The 13,727-nt window shown below is 69.2% G+C and carries 14 protein-coding genes; 7 read left to right on the top strand and 7 right to left on the bottom strand.

Features of this window, described 5'->3' with window-relative positions:
- Positions 1-15: 15 nt before the first annotated feature.
- From KCG34_RS11765 to KCG34_RS11740, 6 genes are all read right to left on the bottom strand, one after another.
- Complete coding sequence (locus KCG34_RS11765) at positions 16-1,272, bottom strand: S8 family peptidase (protein ID WP_211940533.1); 1,257 nt, start codon at positions 1,270-1,272, stop codon at positions 16-18.
- Positions 1,272-1,958, bottom strand: a complete 687-nt coding sequence (locus KCG34_RS11760; protein WP_211940532.1) for a S8 family serine peptidase — start codon at positions 1,956-1,958, stop codon at positions 1,272-1,274. Before KCG34_RS11760 ends, KCG34_RS11765 begins: the two co-directional genes overlap by 1 nt.
- Positions 1,959-1,969: 11 nt before the next feature.
- Complete coding sequence (locus KCG34_RS11755) at positions 1,970-2,575, bottom strand: RNA polymerase sigma factor (RefSeq protein WP_211940531.1); 606 nt, start codon at positions 2,573-2,575, stop codon at positions 1,970-1,972.
- A 73-nt stretch (positions 2,576-2,648) separates the two neighbouring features.
- Entirely contained in the window at positions 2,649-3,698 is a 1,050-nt protein-coding gene (locus KCG34_RS11750) for a sterol desaturase family protein (RefSeq protein WP_211940530.1), read from the bottom strand.
- Between the two features lie 299 nt (positions 3,699-3,997).
- Positions 3,998-5,419: an FAD-binding oxidoreductase gene (locus KCG34_RS11745; protein WP_211940529.1), complete on the bottom strand. Its 1,422-nt coding sequence runs from the start codon at positions 5,417-5,419 to the stop codon at positions 3,998-4,000.
- A gap of 5 nt (positions 5,420-5,424) precedes the next feature.
- A complete protein-coding gene (locus KCG34_RS11740) occupies positions 5,425-6,444 on the bottom strand; it encodes a 2-oxoadipate dioxygenase/decarboxylase family protein (protein ID WP_211940528.1) in 1,020 nt (339 codons plus the stop codon).
- Between the two features lie 99 nt (positions 6,445-6,543).
- Between KCG34_RS11740 and KCG34_RS11735 the strand changes: the two genes are divergently transcribed.
- Complete coding sequence (locus KCG34_RS11735; protein ID WP_211940527.1) at positions 6,544-7,458, top strand: LysR substrate-binding domain-containing protein; 915 nt, start codon at positions 6,544-6,546, stop codon at positions 7,456-7,458.
- A gap of 60 nt (positions 7,459-7,518) precedes the next feature.
- Positions 7,519-8,922: an amino acid permease gene (locus tag KCG34_RS11730; protein WP_211940526.1), complete on the top strand. Its 1,404-nt coding sequence runs from the start codon at positions 7,519-7,521 to the stop codon at positions 8,920-8,922.
- Positions 8,923-9,044: 122 nt separating this feature from the next.
- On the opposite strand, the gene KCG34_RS11725 is transcribed toward KCG34_RS11730, so the two are convergent.
- A complete protein-coding gene (locus KCG34_RS11725; RefSeq protein ID WP_211940525.1) occupies positions 9,045-9,272 on the bottom strand; it encodes a hypothetical protein in 228 nt (75 codons plus the stop codon).
- 231 nt (positions 9,273-9,503) lie between these two features.
- Here KCG34_RS11725 and lepB point away from each other — a divergent pair, with 231 nt between their 5' ends.
- From lepB to KCG34_RS11700, 5 genes are all read left to right on the top strand, one after another.
- Entirely contained in the window at positions 9,504-10,634 is a 1,131-nt protein-coding gene (gene lepB, locus KCG34_RS11720) for a signal peptidase I (protein WP_211940524.1), read from the top strand.
- A gap of 121 nt (positions 10,635-10,755) precedes the next feature.
- Complete coding sequence (locus KCG34_RS11715; RefSeq protein ID WP_211940523.1) at positions 10,756-11,121, top strand: nuclear transport factor 2 family protein; 366 nt, start codon at positions 10,756-10,758, stop codon at positions 11,119-11,121.
- Between the two features lie 66 nt (positions 11,122-11,187).
- Positions 11,188-12,018 (top strand): helix-turn-helix domain-containing protein, encoded by an 831-nt coding sequence (locus KCG34_RS11710; protein ID WP_211940522.1) that lies wholly within the window; start codon positions 11,188-11,190, stop codon positions 12,016-12,018.
- Between the two features lie 25 nt (positions 12,019-12,043).
- On the top strand, positions 12,044-12,760 hold the full coding sequence (locus KCG34_RS11705; RefSeq protein WP_211940521.1) for an SDR family NAD(P)-dependent oxidoreductase: 717 nt from the start codon (positions 12,044-12,046) through the stop codon (positions 12,758-12,760).
- A gap of 18 nt (positions 12,761-12,778) precedes the next feature.
- On the top strand, positions 12,779-13,615 hold the full coding sequence (locus KCG34_RS11700) for a class I SAM-dependent methyltransferase (protein WP_211940520.1): 837 nt from the start codon (positions 12,779-12,781) through the stop codon (positions 13,613-13,615).
- Positions 13,616-13,727: the final 112 nt, after the last annotated feature.

Below are 13,727 nucleotides of genomic sequence, written 5' to 3'. Positions count from 1 at the left end.
GCCCTGGCGCGCCGGCTAGCGGGCGGCGTCAGGCGAATTGCTTGGGGCTCGAGCGCAACCGCAGCCACAGGGACCCGAGGCCTTGAGCAGGCTGGCGCAGGCGTCGATGGTTCCGCCGCGGGCGGCGACCAGCGCAGCGGCCGTGTCGGCGCGGGATGAACGCTCGCGCAGCAAGGCGAACAGGCCGCTGACATGCGCCGCCGCATAGGAGCTCCCATTGACCATCACCCAGCGTCCGCCCGGCTGCGTGGTCGGCACATCGCGACCCGGCGCCACATATATGCCTGATGCAAGCTCTGGCGACGACTCGTCCGTGACCGCCACCACACCGGCGTGCGAAGCGGGGAAGCCGCCCTGCGGCAGCCGGCCGTCATAGGCGCCGACTACCGTCACACCCCGCTCGAGGGCGGCGTCCAGCAGGCGCCCCAGCAGGGTGTCGGGCGGCCCGCTGAGGCTGAGATTGATCACCTGGGCGCGGCGGCTGACGGCGAAGTCGATCGCCTTCGCCAGGCTCAGGCTGTCGCAGACGGTGCCGCTCGTGATCATCTGGCCGGTCGCCTGCCAGCAGGCGCGCAGGCCGAGAAGCCGCGCTTCGGGCGCAACGCCCGCTATGCCCACGCCGTTGTCGGCTCGCGCGGCGATCACCCCGGCGATCCCGGTGCCATGAGCCTCGGCGACCGCCGGGTGATCGGGGACAAAATCGCGGCTCAGCTCGACCTGGCCGGCCAGGTCGGGATGGTCGAGCTGGATCTTGCTGTCGACCACCGCCACCCGCACGCTCTTGCCGGTGGCGATCTGGTGCAGGTCGGCCAGCCGCCAGGCCCGGGCGGCCGGCTGCACGCGGAACAGGGGATCGCCCGCGCCAGGCCCGGCGCTTTCCGCGTGATAGAGGTTCATCGGCTGGGCCCAGGCCACGGCCGGATCGTGCGACAGCTGGTCGGCGGCCTCGGCCGGCGAGCGGCCCGCCGGCACGGTCAGCACGAAACAGTCCACCCCTACCAGCGGCATCGGCCAGTCGCTGACCAGGGTCAGGCCGTGATCATGGGCCAGGCGGCTGGCGATGCGCCAGCGGGCGCTGTGGCCGAGGCCGTCGGCATAGGCGTCGCCATAGTCGCCGCTGGCGCGGTAGTGCGGCGGCGGCAGCCGCAGCATCACCAGCACCCGCTGGGCCTCGGCTGCGGCGTCGGCGGCCGGCGCGGCGGGCAGGGCGGTGGCGGGAGCGGCGAACCACAGGCCGGCGGCCGCGGCAAGGCTGGCGAGCAGGCGGCGCATCACGGCGGGCCGCTGGAATCGATCGGCTCGGCCAGCTCGACCGAGGGCTGGCGGCGCAGGCGGGCGATGGCCGCGCTACGGTCGGTGGCGGCGACGTGCAGCACATAGGCGTCGGCCGCGGTCGGGCCGTCCACCAGCCGCGCCCCGCCGGCCTTCAGCGCCGCACGCAAGTCCTGTTCGCGCGCGTCGGGACGGAAGATCACCACCACATTGCCGGCCGTCGGCGCCGTGGCCTGTGCGCTCAGCGTATGATAGCGGGCCTCTGGATTTCTGGGCGGGGTGACCAGCACCAGGGTCAGGGCCGCCAGGGCCGGACCGGCCAGGGCCCAGCCGAGCCAGGGCGCGGCGGCGCGAATGCCGGGACCCGTCAGGGCGACACCACCGCCCAGCCGACGTCCCCCGAAGCCCCGCACGTTCAGGCCGCGCCAGCCGACGGCGCTGCGGCGCGGCGGCGCAGCGGTGGGCGCCGGGGTCCAGGCAGGCGCCTCCGCCTCGATCGGCAGGTCGGCGACCGCCGCGCACAACCGGCGCTCCAGGGCGAGATCCGCCTGGCATTCCGCGCAACCGGCGATGTGAGCCTCCGCCAGGGCCTGTTCGGCAGGCTCCAGGCTCGAGGTGACGAACCAGGGCAGCAACAGCTGGACCCGCTCGTGTTCTTCGTCGTGCAGTCTGATGACGTTTCCCATGGGCCAGGCTCTCACAGCCAGTCGACCAGCTGGCCGGCCAGCTTGCGCTTGAGGTGCCGGCGCGCGTGGAACATCCGCGTCTTTATGGTGTCGACGGGGCAGTTCATGATTTCGGCGATCTCTCGGTATCCGTTCTCGTGAAAATAGGTCAGGTCCACCACCGCCCGGTGGTCGGCGGAAAGCTCGCTGATGGCGTCCCACAGCACCTTGCGCACCTGCTGGTCGCCGACCTGCTGCTCGGGTCCGGCCTCGAGGCTGGGGCGGGTCTCAGCATGCTTGTCCTCGAGGGGGTCCTGGTTCCGATGCAGGGCCTTCAGGGCCTTGCGGTAGGCGATGGCGAACACCCAGGTCGAGACCTTGCTGGTCCCGTCGAAGCTGTGCGGCCGGTTCCAGACCACCATCATGGTGTCGTTCAGCACCTCCTCCGTCATCTGCCGGCGGCGCGTCATGTTGATCAGGAACCGCGTCAGCCGGGGGCGATAGATCCGGTAGAGCTCGTCGAAGGCGCGTCCGTCCCCGTCGGCGATCCGGCTGATCAGCCGGGCCTCCTCGGCCGGTCCAGGCGATGTCGCCGCCGTTCTCGGCCGGCTTTTCACGGTGTTCTGCCTCTGCAGCATCCAACGCTCCGGTGCTGCTTGGTTTTATTCCGTCTTGCGCCGTTCAGGTTCAACTATCCGCGAGCGGGCGGCGCTATTCGGCGGGAAGGATCGCTGGCGGCGCCTTGGCGGGCTTGGGCGCGAGGCTCTCTAGGGCCCGGACGAAGGGGGTGATCAGGCCGCCGGTGATGGTGTGCGGCGCCTCCTCGCCGGCCTCGACCCCATACACGATCGGTTCGCGCGCCTTGGCGGGGATGCGCAGGGTGCCAAACAGCCAGTCGTAGACGGCCAGGCAGCTGCCGAGGTTCTTGCCGAAATGCGCCGGGTCGGCCGAGTGGTGGATCTGGTGGTGCGCCGGGCTGGCGAACACCCGGCCCCAGCGGCCGGTGAAGGCGATCCAGACGTGCGAGTGCTGCAGATGCACGGTGACGAAGATGAAGCCCAGAAGGATCAGGTTCGAGCCGTCGAGATTGATGTCGTCCGTCAGCCGTCCGGCCAGATAGCCGCCGGCCCCGCCCACCAGGCCCGTGACGATGGCCAGGATGTTGAAGAACTTCAGCGTGTCCACCGGATGAACGCGAAATACGGTGAGCGGCGTCAGGGTCTCGGCTGTGTGATGGACACGGTGAAATTCCCACAGGACCGGCACGGTGTGGGCCAGCCAGTGGTCCAGCCAGTAGGCGAACTCATAGGCTAGGAACAGGGCCAGGGTCAGCAGGCCCCGCACCAGCCAGGGGTTCAGCGGGACCGGCGACCTTTGGCCGAAAAGGCCGGTCAGCTCTCCCGCCGTCCAGTGCGCCACAGTCGAATAGGACAGCAGGCCCCAGCCGATCAGCCCGCCCAGAGCGAACAGGTTCAGCATGAAGAAGCCCAGGTCCGACCTGGTCGAGGCGCTGCGCAGGATGCGGCGCGGGAACATGGCTCGGGGGATCAGCTTCAGGTTCCAGCGCCGTCCGCGCGCGCGACGCTGCAGCATCATGGCGGCGGTGGCGATCAGGAAGGCCGCAGCCAGGGAATAGACCGAAAACGACGAGCCCGGCTTGAACAGCACGCCCAGCAAGAGACCGAGCTCGACCTTGAGCTTGGCCGCGAGCGCCGCGGCAAGCTGGGTGAGGATCGGGGGCAGGGAGGCGGGACCGGCCATGAACGGCAGCCTAGCCTTATCGCGGTAAGGCCTTGGTTAAGCCGCGCCGGCGATCAGTCGCCCTCTTCGGCCGCGCCCGCCACTCGAACCGCCTTTGCGATCCTTGACCCTGCCGGGAGGCATCTTGACGACCTGGGCTATGCTTGCGGACACTATGCCGCAGAAAGTTTTCGGGTTTGAAATCGCCCGACGACATCTGAGGGCGCATAGTACGGATCGAGCCCCGTGGCGCCGCCCCACAGTCCCCCTCCCATATACCGGCGGCCGCGCCCGCGGGGCTCACCCCACCTCTTAATCGCTCAGAACGCGACGCGCCCCAGGAGCCCCTTGGGATCGAAGAGGCGTTTCAGGCCCGCAGCCGCCGCCTGGTCGGCCGGGGCCGCGTAGCGTCGGTAGTAATCGATATTGTATGGGCCCAGGCCATGCTCGGCGCTGAAACTGCCGCCGTGGCCGTGGACGGCGCGGTCGTAGACGAGGTCGCGCACCTGCAAGACCACGGCGGGGTCGTAAGGATGCGGCGCGTCCTTGGGCCAGACCAGGTTGAAGTGGTCGCCGCCATCGCCCAGATGGCCGAAATCACAAAGCTTGAGGAACGGCCAGGCTCGCGCCAGCTCGGCGGTCATCTCGGCGCGGAAGGCGGGCAGGGCGGTGCGGGGAAAGGCGAGGTCGAAGGCGATGACCTGGCCCTCGGCTGCGACGCCGGCGGGGAGGGCGTGGCGGATCGCCCACAGCTCTCCGCCGCGGCCGACCAGGGCGTCGCTCAGCAAGGCGTCGGGGCCCTCCATGCATTCGCCGAGCACGCCCATCAGGATCTGCTCGACATCGACGCCGCTGTCCGGCCCGGCGGTCGAGCACAGCTCCACGAGCAGGGCGTAGTCCGGCGGCCCGCCGCCGCCGAAGGGATTGCGCAGCTGGGGCGCATGGCGCAGGGCCGCGGTCAGGGCGTTCTTGGACATGCCCTCCGCGGCGGTAAGAAATTCTCCCGCCTGTTCCTCCAGTCGCCGGACGAGCTCCGGCAGGACAGCGTGGGACACCGGGATAGCCAGAGCGGTGGCGGTCTGCCGCGGCAGGGGGTGCAGGTTCAGGCAGGCGCGCGTGACGATCGCCAGCGCGCCGCCAGAGCCGGCGAGCAGAGACTTCAGGTCCAGGCCGGAATTGTTTTTCCGCAGCCCGCGCAGGTCGCCGACCACGCTGGCCTCCTCGTCGGCGATCACCGCTTCGAGGCCCAGCAGGTTGTGGCGCACGTCGCCATAGCGGATCAGCCGGGCCCCGCCGGTGTTGGTGGCGATCATGCCGCCGATCGTGGGGTCGGCGCCGAGGTCGATGGGAAACGATAGGCCGTGCGGCTCGGCGGCGGCGTTCAGGGCGCTGAGCCGGGTTCCTGCTCCCACGACGGCGGTGCGGGCGGCGGGATCCAGGACCGGGGACCCGGCCAGGCGTTCCAGGCTGAGGACGATCTGTTCGCCGCTCTCGTCCGGGGTGCTGGCGGCCACCAGGCCGGTATTGGCGCCCTGGGGCACAAGGCGCACGCCCGCCGCGTAGGCGTAGCGGACCACGGCGCGGACCTGCTCGACGCTCGCCGGCCGCACGACCGCGGCGGCCCGCCCGGCGCCGCCATAGCGGATGCCCTGCTCGAAGCGGGCGAAGTCGTCCCGGGCTACGACGCCCGCCTCGCCCACCAGGGCGGCGAGGTCTTTCTCGAGGGACGGGCGCGCGGTCATTGGGCTCAAGCCGCCGCGGTCATCTTGAAGATGCCCTGGGCGTTGCCGCTGTCGAAGCCGAGGTCGAGGCGGCCGGCGTCGGGCGCGACATCGCGTTCGATGAATTCGAAGAACGAGCCTGGGCAATCCCTGTGCAGCAATCGGCCCTCCGCATCCAGGAAGTCGCGTTCGACCACATCGGCCTTGAACGCAGTCTGCTTCACCCGGCCCGATCGCGACACCTCGATCTTGTCCTTCAGCGGCCTTTTCAGCGTCCGCTGGCGCTCGACGACCTCGTCCAGGTTTTCCACGCGGTCGGTCGCGTGGTTGAAGGCGTTCCCTTCGGTGGCGATCCAGGCCATCTCGGCCGACTCGGCGCGCAGGGTCTCGTAGTCGGCCAGGCATGGGGTCGAATGCCGGCGCGAGAAGCAGGCGAGGAGCTTGGGCAGCAGGGCCGCAGCCTCCGCCACGGGCAGGGCGCCGCGGGCGCTGAGCTCAGCCAGGCGGCGCAGGTCCTCGGCCGATAGCGGGTCCTTGGAGGTGGCGGTGACGCGGGCGACCGCGGCCTGGAAGGCGGGCGAGAAGCGCTTGGGGTGCAGTTCGGAGACGAAGAACTGCGGCAGGTCCTCGGGGAAATCGATATGGGTGTAGGAGCGGCCGGTCATGCCCAGCCGGTCCAGGGGATAGACGGCGGTCATGTCATAGCCGAGGGGCTCCAGCACCCGGGCGATCGCCGCCCGGCCGGCGGGCAGGGCGCCCATGCCGGCCAGGTCCACGGTGCGCAGGGCGCCGTGGTCGAACACCAGTTGGCGACCCTCGGCGACCAGGTCCTCGACATAGGCGCGGGCCGTGGGGACGCGGCCCAGGAGATCGTCCAGCAGGGCGAGGTTCATGGCCTGGGCGACTATGGCGCGGGGGGCGTCTTCGCCCACGGCTTCGGCGATCTCCGGGCGGATGGCGGTCATGGCGAACAGCTCGGCCGGACTGCGCTCGGTAACGACCGCCGACAACAGGCGAACCAGAACGGTTTTAGACGGTTTGATCATGTTCTTGCGCCTCTGGAGACCAGCCATGGCTCTATGATGGCGGATCTCGCGGTGCGAAATCGCTATTCCGGCATCAAATCATTCTGATATGGAATGAACATGCCGCGCATCCTGCCGAACCTCAGCCAACTGGAGGCCTTCGAGGCCACGGCGCGGCTCGGAACGGTGTCGCGGGCGGCGGGCGAACTCAGCCTGACCCAGAGCGCGGTCAGCCGCCAGATCCTCAGCCTGGAGGCGGCCCTGGGCGTCGCCCTGTTCGTGCGGGTGCGCAAGCGCCTGGCGCTGACCGAGGCCGGCCTGAGCTATCTGGAGGAGGTGCGGGCCAGCCTCTCGGGCCTGGAGGCGGCGACCGAGGCCCTGCGCGCTGCGCGCGGGCGAGGCGGGGTCTTGAACCTGGGCGTGCCGCCGACCTTCGCCGCCGCCTGGCTGGTGCCACGCCTGGGCGGCTTTCAGGCGGCCTATCCCGAAATCCGCGTCCGCCTCGCCACGCGGCTGGAGCCGTTCGACTTCACCTTCGATCCCCTGGACGCGGCGATCCATTTCGGCGGGCCGGACTGGCCGGGCGGGGCCACCGAGCTTCTGGCGCACGAGGACCGGGCGGCGGTGGCGGCGCCCGCCCTGGCCGAGCGCATGGCCTCAGCCGAAGACGTGGCCACAGCGCCCCGGATCCAGATCACCTCCCGCCCCTTCGCCTGGCGCGAGTGGTTCGAGGCGTTCGGCCTGGCCGAGCCCGCGACGCCGGCCCGGCTGCATGTCGACACCTTCGCCATGGCGGCCGAGGCGGTGTTCGCCGGCCTGGGCGCTGCGGTGCTGCCGATCTTCGCCGTGGCCGGAGCTTTGGCGGACGGCCGCGCGCGACTCGTGCTGGACCAGCGGCTGAGGAGCGAGCAGGCCTACTATCTGGCCACGCCCGCGGCGCGCGGCGCCCACTATCCGCTCGCCGCCTTCCGCGCCTGGCTCAAGCGCGAACTCGCGCGCGAAGGGCATGGCCTTGCCGAAGCCGCCGTGAAATAGCTTGAGCATCGCCCCATATTCGTCGATAGCGCGGACAAACGAGCCGGGAGGGCTGAAAGCGTGAGCGTAAACCAGGCGAGCCATGAGGCCGCGCCGGAACTCGGCAAGACCCTGGCTTCGCGCCACGTCACCATGATCACCATCGGCGGCATCATCGGCGCCGGCCTGTTCGTAGGCTCCAGCGCCTCGATCTCGACCGTCGGGCCGGCGGTGATCGTCTCCTACGGCCTGGCCGGGCTGGTGGTGCTGCTGGTCATGCGCATGCTGAGCGAGATGGCGGTAGCCTATCCCAAGATCGGCGCCTTCACCGAATACGCCCGCGAGGGGCTGGGCAACTGGGCCGGCTTCGCCAACGGATGGCTGTACTGGTACTTCTGGGCGATCACGGCGGCCATCGAGGCCATCGCCGGCGCCAAGCTGATCCACGACAACTGGCTGCCGGGCCTCGAGCCTTGGCAGATCAGCTGCGGCCTCCTGGCCGCGCTCACCGGGGTCAACCTGATGTCGACCCGCTCCTATGGCGAGTTCGAGTTCTGGTTCGCCTCGATCAAGGTAGCGGCGATCATCGGCTTCATTGTGGTCGGCCTCGGCTTCGTGCTGAGCCACAGCCCCGTGGCCCAGGCGGCGAACCTGACCAGCCATCGCGGCTTTTCGCCGTTCGGCCCGACCGCGGCGATCAGCGGGGTGGTCAGCGTGATCTTCGCCCTGTGCGGGGCCGAGATCGCCACCATCGCCGCCGCCGAGAGCCCGGAACCGGCCAAGGCCATCGCCCGGCTGACCGGTTCGGTGATCACCCGCATCCTTTTGTTCTACGTCGCCTCGATCACCCTGATCGTGATGATCGTGCCGTGGGACCAGATCCATTCCGGCAGTTCGCCCTTCGCCGCCGCCCTGAACGCCATGCACCTCGGCGTGGTGGCCAAGGCGATGAATCTGGTGGTGCTGACAGCGGTGCTGTCGTGCCTGAACTCGGCGATCTATGTCACCTCGCGGGTGCTGTTCACACTGGCCGCCAAGGGCGATGCCCCGCGCGCCCTGGTTCGCCTGGACAGCCGCAAGGTGCCCTCGCGCGCGATCCTGTTCTCCAGCATCTCCGGGGGGCTGGCCATCACTCTGCAGATTGTCTCGCCGGACAGAGCCTTCGCCTTCCTGGTCAACGCCTCGGGCGCGGTGATGCTGAGCATCTATGCGATCACCGCCCTGGCGCAGATCCGCCTGCGCCGCCGCCTTGAGAAGGTCGCGCCCGAGCGGCTGACGGTGAAGATGTGGCTGTTCCCCTGGCTGAGCTATGCTGCCATAGCGGCGATCGTCGGCGTGATGGGGGCCATGCTGCTGCTACCCGACCGGCGGCCGGAGGTGCTGTCGGGCCTGGCCTGCGTCGCCGTGGTGCTGGCGCTCTTCGCCGCCTTCCGGATGGGCCGCGGCCAGCCGGCGCCCAAGGCCCGGGAGGCCGAGGCCGGCTGAGGTCTCTGCCGGCTTTTGTCGCGCAGGGACGCCCGCCTCCTCGTCGGGGGGGCAGGCGCCCGTCACGAGGCTCCAACCCCAAGCCCATCCCCTTCCCCACACGGAAGAAGGGGTTCTCGGCCTCAGAAGATGCTTTCGGTTTCGCGCAGGAAGATCTTCTTGCCGGCCAGCTTTTCGCGCAGGGCGACGACGTCCAGGGCCAGCTTTTCGTCGATCTGGGGGTCGGCGCGCTGCACGATCAGCTCGGCGCCGGCCTCGGTCAGGACCTTGGTCAGATAGGCCACCAGGGTCGTCTTGCCCTTGTGTTCCCGGCCGGAAACTTCGACTTCGATATCATAGACAATGCTCATCAAACGGTCCTTCGTCAGGCTGGGCGCTCACGGCCCGGGGCGCGCGGTCCGGGCAAGGCGATTCCCGCCGCACATTCCGCCATCGGATCATGCCAGCGCAATGGGTCAGGCTGATGACAGTCGCGGCGACGCGATCGCCGATTCACGCGGCCAGCTTTCGCGCGCGCCGAGCTATTCGCCCGCCGATGCAAGCTATGATATACAGTCACGCTTGATTCAGGTGGAGGGGGAATGGCTGAGGAGCAAGGGGGCTTACGGCGCCTGCTGTCGCTGCGCGGGCGCTGTTCGCGCGCTGCGAACGGATGGTTTGTCTTAGTCAGCTTCGTCTGTTTTGCTGCCGCCTTGCTGGTCGCCTTGGCGGCCGGGCTACCCCTCCTGCCAACAGTCGTGGTCACCGTCATGGTCCTGGCCGCGCCTGGCTTCATATTTTCCATCAGGCGACTGCATGACGTTGGGCTATCCGGATGGTTCATACTGCTCTTCGCCGTCCCAATCGTCGGTGGGATCTTCTCCTGGTCGGTCGTCTTCAAGCGCGGCCAGGTCGGCGCCAACAAATATGGCGACCCTCCATTGAAAACGGCGGCTTCCCGTCCCTCGAAGCCCGGCAGGGAGTGGGCCCTGGCCGTCTCGGGCTCCGTTGCGGTGTTTGCGGCGCTTCTTTCCTTCAGGATTTTCGGCTTTCAGCCTTACACAATTCCTTCGGCCGCCATGGAGCCGAGCCTGTCCGTGGGCGACTACGTCTTCGTCTCCAAGGCCGCCTATGGCGTCTCGAAGCATTCATTTCCGTTCAGCCCGCCATTGTTCCACGGTCGCATCTTCAATCGCGCGCCCCGGCGCGGGGATATCGTGGTCTTCAAGCTGCCGCGGGACCCGAAGGTGGATTACATCAAGCGCCTGATCGGTCTGCCGGGCGACAGGGTCCAGATTCGGTCGGGCGTGGTGTTCGTGAACGGCCGGCCGATGGATCGAAAGCAGGTCGGCGCGAGTACAGAGAGCATGGGCGGTGGATTTGACGTACCTGTCGACGTCTATCAGGAGACCACCTCGGAAGGACGCAGCTATCGGACCTATTCCTACGGCAAGAACCAGGTTTCGGAAAACACCGGCGTCTATGTGGTGCCGCCGCATTGCTACTTCACGATCGGCGACAATCGCGACAATTCCCTGGACAGCCGCTTTGACCCCGGCATGGCATTCGAGGCGACCGGACCATCGAACTGCGGCTGGGACAATGCCGTCGACGCCTATGTTCCGGATGAAAAAGGCGTCGGCTTCGTTCCTGAGGAGAACCTCGTCGGTCAGGCCGAACTGGCCGTCGCCCTGACCGGGAAGCCGCGCCTGCGCTGGTTGGCCGGGCGGTAGCCAGGCGGCGTCTCTTGCTCCTAGCCTATTACCTGCCGCGTAATTGAGAACATCCGGCGTCTTCGCCAGTTTCGCCAGGCCTGGACGGTCCAGGCGCGAGACACCGATGGAGACGAAGTCCATGACCGACCCCGCCAAGATCGCCGAACGCTACATCGCCGCCTGGAACGAGACCGACGCCGGCCGCCGCCAGGCCATGCTGGCCGAGGGCTGGACCGAGAGCGCCAGCTATCTCGACCCGATCATGCAGGCCAGGGGGCATGACGAGATCGGGGCCATGATCGGCGCCGTGCACCAGCGCTTCCCCGGCTTCCGCTTCAGCCTCGAGGGCAAGGTCGACGGCTATGGCGACCAGGTCCGCTTCTCCTGGGCCCTGGGCCCGGCCGGCGCCGAGGGCGTCATCAAGGGGACCGACTTCGCCGTGGTCGAAGGCGGGCGACTGAAGTCAGTGACGGGGTTCCTGGACCTGGTCCCTGCCAGCGCCTGATGCGTTCGGCCTGCCGCCAGGGGCGAAGCAGCCTATATGCGGAATGGACGAGGGAGCGAGCTCGGCATGAGCGCTATCGACAACCGCGCGGTGCGGCCCCTGGCGGCCGGCGACTACCTGCGCCTCTGGCGCCAGCGGCGGCGGATGAGCCAGCTGGACTTCGCGCTGGAGGCGGAGATCTCGCAGCGGCACCTGAGCTTCATGGAAAGCGGGCGCGCCACCCCGAGCCGCGAGATGCTGATGCGCCTGGCCGAGCGGCTGGACGTGCCCCTGCGCGAGCGCAACGCCATGCTGTTGGCCGGGGGTTATGCGCCGATGTTCGCTGAGCGCACCCTGGACGATCCGGCCATGGCCGCCGCCCGCCAGGCGATCGAGCTGGTGCTGAAGGGGCACGAGCCGTTTCCGGCCCTGGCGGTGGATCGGCACTGGAACCTGGTGGCGGCCAACGCTGCGTTGCAGCCGATGCTGGCCGGGGTCACCGACTTGAGCCTGCTGGAGCCGCCGGTCAACGTGCTGCGGCTCAGCCTGCATCCGGGCGGGGTGGCGCCGCGTATCGCCAACCTGGCCGAATGGCGCATGCACATCTTCGATCGCCTGCGCCGGCAGATCGCGGTGACCGGCGACGCGGTGCTGGGCGAGCTTCTGAACGAGCTGATGGCCTTTCCGGTCGCCGGCGGCGTCGCCAGCCTACACCAGGGCGCGCCGACCGACCACGGCGGGGTCGTAGTGCAGCTGCAGCTGGCTACCGAGGCGGGGCTGTTGTCGTTCTTCTCCACCACCACCGTATTCGGCACACCGCGCGACATCACCCTGGAGGAGCTGGCGCTGGAGGCCTTCTATCCGGCCGACGCCGAGACCGCCGAGGCCTTGCGCCGGATCGCGGGGTCTGCTGCTTAAGCAGCCGCAGCGAAAAGGAGCGGCCATGAGCGAGCGGGTCCACGTCCTGGTCACCGGATCCAGCCGCGGGATCGGGGCCGCCATCCGTGACGAGCTTGCGGCGCGGAGCGCTCGCGTGATCGGCCACGGCCGTCGCGACGAGGGCGATCAGCTGGGCGCGGACCTGGCCGATCCGGCGGCGGCTGATCGGCTGTGGGACCGGGCGCTGGAGCGGCTGGACGGGCGCATCGACGTGCTGATCAACAATGCCGGGGTGTTCGAGGACGCCGTGCCCGAAGCCAGCGACGAGGCCTGGCGGGCCGCCTGGAGCCGGACGATGCAGATCAACCTGCAGGCCAGCGCCGATCTCTGCCGACGCGCGGTGCTGCACTGGCGGGAGCGGGGCGCCGGCGGGCGCATCGTCAATATCGCCAGCCGCGCCGCCTATCGCGGGGATTCGCCCGCGCACTGGCACTATGCCGCGTCCAAGGCTGGCATGGTGGCCATGACCAAGTCGATCGCCCGCGCCTATGCGGCCGAACAGATCCTGGCCTTCGCCGTCTGCCCCGGTTTCGTGGTCACCGACATGGCGACCGACTGGCTGGCCGAGCGCGGCGCTGCGGGCGTCGCCGCCGACATTCCGCTGGGCCGCGCGGCCGAGCCGCTTGAGGTGGCGAGCCTGGCCGCCTATCTCGCCCTCGACGCCGGGCCGTCCATGACCGGCGCCGTGCTAGATATCAACGGGGCGAGCTACGTCCGATAGATAAAGGGGAGAAGCGGCATGGCCGACGATGCGGCGGCGAATGCGGCCCAGGCCGAATACTGGAACACCGGCGCGGGCGAGACCTGGGCCGAGATGCAAGACATCCTCGACCGCCAGATCCAGCCCCTGGGCGCGCCGGCGCTGAAGGCCCTGGCGGTAAAGGCCGGCGAACGGGTGCTGGACATCGGCTGCGGCTGCGGCCAGAGCAGCCTGCAGCTGGCCGAGGCCGTTGGGCCCGAAGGGCAGGTGGTCGGCGTCGACATCTCCCGGCCGATGCTCGAAGTCGCGCGCAGCCGGGCCATGGGGCCGGTGGAGTTCCGCGAGGCCGACGCCCAGACCGCCGATCTGGGCCACGGTTCGTTCGACGCGGTCTTCTCCCGCTTCGGGGTGATGTTCTTCGAGGATCCCGCGGCGGCCTTCGCCAATATCCGAAAGCATCTGAAGAGCGGCGGCCGGATGGCCTTCATCTGCTGGCGCGCGCCGCAGGAGAGCCCCCTGATGACAGCGCCCATGATCGCCGCCGCGCCCTTTCTGCCGCCGCAGGAGCCGATGGACCCGCTGGCGCCGGGGCCGTTCGCCTTCGCCGACCCGGAGCGGCTACGGGGCATTCTGCAAGGGGCCGGCTTCACCGGGGTCGCCATCGAGCCGTTCGAGGCCAAGGTGGGGTCCGGCGACCTGGAGCAGAGCGTGGCCGTTGCTTTCCGCATCGGGCCGCTGGGGCGCGCCATTCGCGAGCACCCCGACAAGCGCGAGGTGGTCACCGACGCCGTACGCGCGGCCATCGCCCCCTATGTCACGCCCGAGGGGGTGCGCATGCCGGCGGCGATCTGGGTGGTGACGGCGACGGTAGAGTAGCTGACTGTAATATTTGTCCACTCATCCCGGCGAATGCCGGGACCCAGATCGTATGGCACAGTAGTGTGCCGAAAAATCATGGAGCTCAATTTGGCGCCGACTGAGTTCTATG

Origin of the sequence: Phenylobacterium montanum (genome assembly GCF_018135625.1) — a bacterium.
GTDB classification, from domain to species: Bacteria; Pseudomonadota; Alphaproteobacteria; order Caulobacterales; family Caulobacteraceae; genus Poindextera; species Poindextera montana.
Note: the sequence above shows the minus strand (reverse complement) of the source record. Positions and strands in the feature narration are given on the sequence as shown.

Bases quoted from the DNA above. Each gene is read 5' to 3' on its own strand.
- lepB (WP_211940524.1), top strand. From the start codon at position 9,504: ATGGCTGAGGAGCAAGGGGGCTTACGGCGCCTGCTGTCGCTGCGCGGG.
- KCG34_RS11715 (WP_211940523.1), top strand. From the start codon at position 10,756: ATGACCGACCCCGCCAAGATCGCCGAACGCTACATCGCCGCCTGGAAC.
- KCG34_RS11745 (WP_211940529.1), bottom strand. From the start codon at position 5,419: ATGACCGCGCGCCCGTCCCTCGAGAAAGACCTCGCCGCCCTGGTGGGC.
- KCG34_RS11710 (WP_211940522.1), top strand. From the start codon at position 11,188: ATGAGCGCTATCGACAACCGCGCGGTGCGGCCCCTGGCGGCCGGCGAC.
- KCG34_RS11760 (WP_211940532.1), bottom strand. From the start codon at position 1,958: ATGGGAAACGTCATCAGACTGCACGACGAAGAACACGAGCGGGTCCAG.
- KCG34_RS11700 (WP_211940520.1), top strand. From the start codon at position 12,779: ATGGCCGACGATGCGGCGGCGAATGCGGCCCAGGCCGAATACTGGAAC.
- KCG34_RS11750 (WP_211940530.1), bottom strand. From the start codon at position 3,698: ATGGCCGGTCCCGCCTCCCTGCCCCCGATCCTCACCCAGCTTGCCGCG.
- KCG34_RS11740 (WP_211940528.1), bottom strand. From the start codon at position 6,444: ATGATCAAACCGTCTAAAACCGTTCTGGTTCGCCTGTTGTCGGCGGTC.
- KCG34_RS11755 (WP_211940531.1), bottom strand. From the start codon at position 2,575: ATGCTGCAGAGGCAGAACACCGTGAAAAGCCGGCCGAGAACGGCGGCG.
- KCG34_RS11735 (WP_211940527.1), top strand. From the start codon at position 6,544: ATGCCGCGCATCCTGCCGAACCTCAGCCAACTGGAGGCCTTCGAGGCC.
- KCG34_RS11765 (WP_211940533.1), bottom strand. From the start codon at position 1,272: ATGCGCCGCCTGCTCGCCAGCCTTGCCGCGGCCGCCGGCCTGTGGTTC.
- KCG34_RS11725 (WP_211940525.1), bottom strand. From the start codon at position 9,272: ATGAGCATTGTCTATGATATCGAAGTCGAAGTTTCCGGCCGGGAACAC.
- KCG34_RS11705 (WP_211940521.1), top strand. From the start codon at position 12,044: ATGAGCGAGCGGGTCCACGTCCTGGTCACCGGATCCAGCCGCGGGATC.